This is a genomic window from Streptomyces sp. Y2F8-2 (assembly GCF_014905555.1).
GTDB lineage: Bacteria > Actinomycetota > Actinomycetes > Streptomycetales > Streptomycetaceae > Streptomyces > Streptomyces cynarae.
Map to the genome: position 1 here is coordinate 1 of NZ_BNGS01000025.1, position 4,553 is coordinate 4,553.

Here is a 4,553-nt window from a genome sequence, read left to right on the forward strand (position 1 = left end):
GGCATGTGCGCGAGCCGGTCCGCTTCGCCCAGGCCGTCCAGGCTCTGCGTGCCGAAGGTGCCACCACCTTCGTCGAGATCGGCCCCGACGCCGTCCTGACCCCGATGGTCGCGGACACGACGGACACCGACAACCCGGTCCTGGCGGTCCCCGCGCTGCGCGCCCGGCAGCCGGAAACCCGGAGCCTGCTCGACGCGCTCGGCCGTCTGCACACCCGCGGCGTTCCGGTCGACTGGCAGGCCTTCTTCGCCGGGACGGGCGCACACCGCGTCGACCTGCCCACCTACGCCTTCAAACAGGACAGCTACTGGCTGACGCCCGAGGCCGGCATCATCGACGCGTCCGGCCTCGGCATGGTCTCGACCGGGCATCCGCTCCTGGGCGCGGCCGTGCGGCAGGCCGAAGGCGAGGAGACGCTGTTCACCGGTCGTCTGTCGCTCGCCACGCACCCGTGGCTGGCGGATCACGCCCTGCACGGCGTGGTGGTGTTCCCCGGCACGGGCCTGCTGGAGCTGGCGGCCCGGGCAGGGGAGGAGGTCGGTTGGGCCGAGGTGGCGGAACTGACCCTGTCGACACCGCTGGTGGTACCGGAACGCGGCGGAGTACAGGTGCAGGTCGTGGTGGGCGCGCCGGATCCCGGCGGTCGGCGCAGGATCGGCGTGTACAGCCACCCGGAAGAGGACACCGGCCTCGAGCGACCGTGGACCCCGCACGCCACGGGATGGCTGCGGACAGCCGGCCATGACGTGCCCGACAGCCTGGTGGCGTGGCCGCCCGCCGGGGCCGCGGAGGTCGTGCTGGAGGAGGCGTACCCGCGGCTGGCGGAGGGCGGATACCACTACGGGCCCGCCTTCCAGGGCTTGCGCCGCGTGTGGCAGGGCGTCGACGGCGAGCTGTACGCCGAGGTGGCCCTGCCCGAGGAACGGCACGCCGAGGCCGCCCGCTTCGCCGTGCATCCCGCGCTGCTGGACGCCGCGCTGCACCCGCTGCTGCCCAGCGTCGTCGCCGACGCGCCCGACCGGCTGCCCTTCGCCTGGTCGCAGGCACGCTTCCACACCACCGGCGCCACCTCCCTGCGCGTGCGGATCACCACGACCGGACCCGACACGGTGTCCGTCACCCTCGCCGACCCCGTGGGCACACCGGTGGCCTCGATCGACGCCCTGGCACTGCGGCCGCTGCCGAAGGAGGCGCTGCGAGCCGCGGGTGCCGCCACCCCGAACCCGCTGCTGCGGGTGGAGTGGTCCGCACTCGCGCCCGCGCCCCAGGCCGAGGCACCGCGGTGGACGATGGTGGGAGACGGCGAGACCGTCCCCGACCCCGCGCAACTGCCGGCGGACGCTGCGGACCCGGTGGTGGTACTCCTGCCGGCGTCCGCGGACGCCCCCGACGTCCCGGCCGCGGCGCATGGCGCCCTCGCCGGGGTACTGCGCCTGGTGCAGGCGTGGCTGGCCGAGGAGCGGTTCGCGGACTCGCGGCTGGTGCTGGTGACGCGGGGTGCGGTGGCCGTGGGCGCCGAGGACGTGCGGGACCTGGCACAGGCGGGTGTGTGGGGTCTGGTGCGGTCGGCGCAGACGGAGAATCCGGGTCGGATCGTGCTGGTGGACCTGGATGTCTTCGATGAGGGGCTGTTGGGTGGGGCGGTCGCTTGTGGGGAGTCGCAGGTGGCGGTGCGCCAGGGGCGGTTGCTGGTGCCGCGGTTGGCGCCGGTGGCGCGGGGGGGTGGTGCGGTTGCTTCGTGGGACCGGGGCACGGTGCTGGTGACCGGGGCGACGGGTGCGTTGGGGGGTGCCCTTGCTCGGCATCTGGTGGCCGGGCATGGGGTGCGTCGTCTGCTGTTGCTCAGTCGTCGTGGGTCCCAGGCGCCGGGGGCCGATGGGCTGCGTGCGGAGCTGGAGCGGTTGGGTGCGCGGGTGGTGTTCGCCGCGTGTGACGTGGCTGACCGGCAGGCGTTGGCGGGAGTGCTGGAGGGTGTTCCGGCTGAGCATCCGCTGGTCGCGGTGGTGCATGCGGCGGGTGTGCTGGATGACGGTGTGGTGGCGGGGATGTCGTCGGAGCAGTTGGAGCGGGTGCTGCGGCCGAAGATGGACGCGGCGTGGAACCTGCACGAGCTGACGCGCGGGCACGACCTGTCGGCCTTCGTCCTCTACTCCTCGCTGGCCGGCTTGCTCGGCACGGCGGGCCAGGCCAATTACGCGGCGGGGAACGCCTTCCTGGATGCGCTGGCCGCCCACCGTGCCGATCAGGGGCTGCCGGCCCTGTCGCTGGCCTGGGGACTGTGGGAGGAAACCGGCGAGATGACGGACCATCTCGCCGACACCGATCTGCGGCGGCTGGCCCGGCTGGGTCTGCGCCCGCTGGCTTCCGAGGAGGCGATGGAACTCTTCGACACGAGCCTCACCGCGGGCGAGGCGGTCGTCGCGGCCACCGGGCTGGACATCACCGCGCTGCGGGCCCAGAACGCCACCCATCCCATGCTCCGCGGCCTGGTACCGGCCCCTCGCGCCGGGAAGAGCGCCACCGCGGCCCCGTCTTCCACCGGGACCACACTGGGCCGGACTCTCGCGGCCGTGCCGCCCGAGGAGCGGCAACGTGCGGTCGCGGAACTGGTCCGCAGCCACGTCGCCGACGTCCTGGGCCACACCGGCCCGTACGACCTCGACGACGACCGGCCCTTCCAGGACATGGGGTTCGACTCGCTGACCGCCGTCGAACTGCGCAACCGCCTCGGCGCCGCCACCGGACTGCGCCTGACCACCACCCTCGTCTTCGACCACCCCACCCCCGCCGCGCTGATCACCCACTTGCTGGCCGAACTCACGGGAGAGAAGGCCGACTCCACCGTCCCCGAGGCAGGCGCCGTCGCCTCGACGGAGCCGATCGCGATCGTCGGTATGGCGTGCCGTTTCCCGGGTGGGGTGGGGTCGTCTGATGATCTGTGGCGGTTGGTGGCCGATGGTGTGGATGCGGTGGGGGAGTTCCCGGACAATCGGGGGTGGGATCTGGAGGGGTTGTACGACCCGGATCCGGAGCGTGTGGGTACGTCGTACACGCGGCAGGGTGGCTTCCTGTATGACGCGGACCGGTTCGATCCGGAGTTCTTCGGGATGTCGCCGCGTGAGGCGGTGGCGACCGATCCGCAGCAGCGGCTCCTCCTGCAGACCGCCTGGGAGACCTTCGAACAGGCGGGCATCGTTCCCGCTTCCCTGCGCGGCAGCCGGACAGGCGTGTTCACCGGGGTGATGTACCACGACTACGGCGCAGACCTCCGGCGGACCCCCGGGGAACTCGAGGGCTACCGTGCGGGAGGCAACGCCGGGAGCGTCGCCTCGGGCCGGGTGTCGTACACCTTCGGGTTCGAAGGGCCTGCGGTGACGGTGGACACGGCGTGTTCCTCGTCGCTGGTGGCGCTGCATCTGGCGGCCAACGCGCTCCGGCAGGGCGAGTGCGACCTGGCCCTGGCCGGCGGTGTCACCGTCATGTCCACGCCGCAGGCCTTCGTGGAGTTCTCGCGGCAGCGTGGACTGGCGCCGGACGGGCGGTGCAAGTCGTTCTCGGCGGCGGCGGACGGTACGGGCTGGTCGGAGGGTGTGGGGCTGCTGTTGGTGGAGCGGTTGTCGGATGCCCGGCGCAACGGTCATCGGGTGCTGGCGGTGCTGCGCGGCTCGGCGGTCAACCAGGACGGTGCGTCCAACGGGCTCACCGCCCCCAACGGCTCGGCACAGGAGCGCGTCATCCGGCAGGCGCTGGCCAACGCGCGGCTGACCTCCGCCGATGTGGATGTGGTGGAGGCGCATGGGACGGGCACGAGGCTGGGTGATCCGATCGAGGCGCATGCGCTGTTGGCCACGTACGGGCAGGGCCGGCCGGTGGATCGGCCGTTGTGGCTGGGGTCGTTGAAGTCGAACATCGGGCATGCGCAGGCCGCCGCGGGTGTCGGCGGCGTCATCAAGGCCGTCCAGGCCATGCGCCACGCGACACTGCCCATGAGCCTGCACATCGACGAACCCTCCGCCCATGTCGACTGGGAGGCGGGGGCGGTGCGGCTGCTGACCGAGTCCCGGCCCTGGCCGCAGGCGGGCCGTCCGCGCCGGGCGGGAGTGTCCTCCTTCGGCATCAGCGGAACCAACGCACACGTCATCATCGAAGAGGGTGACCCGGAGCCCGTCGCCGAGCCCATCGCCGAGCCCGGCACCGGTGAGATCCCCGTCGCCGACGCCGAGCGGTCCCCGGTCGCAGACGCGGTCGTTCCGTGGTTCGTCTCGGGCCGGGACGAGGCGGCGTTGCGGGCGCAGGCGGTCCGGCTGCGGGACCATCTGGCCGGGCGGGCGGAGCTGGGCCCGGTGGATGTGGGTTTCTCGCTGGCCGTGGGTCGGGCGCAGTTGGAGGAGCGGGCGGCGGTGATCGGGTCCGGTCGTGAGGATCTGCTGGCCGGTCTGGAGGCTCTGGCCGGTGGTGAGAGGGCCGGGAGCCTGGTGCGGGGCTCGGTGGGGCGTGGTGGTGGGTTGGCGTTCGTGTTCACCGGTCAGGGGGCGCAACGGCCGGGTATGGGG

Annotated in this window: 1 protein-coding gene; it reads left to right on the forward strand. The window is 73.0% G+C overall.

Features of this window, described 5'->3' with window-relative positions:
• The coding region (locus SY2F82_RS39630; protein ID WP_200423737.1) for a type I polyketide synthase at window positions 1–4,553 on the forward strand (4,553 nt) is incomplete at both ends.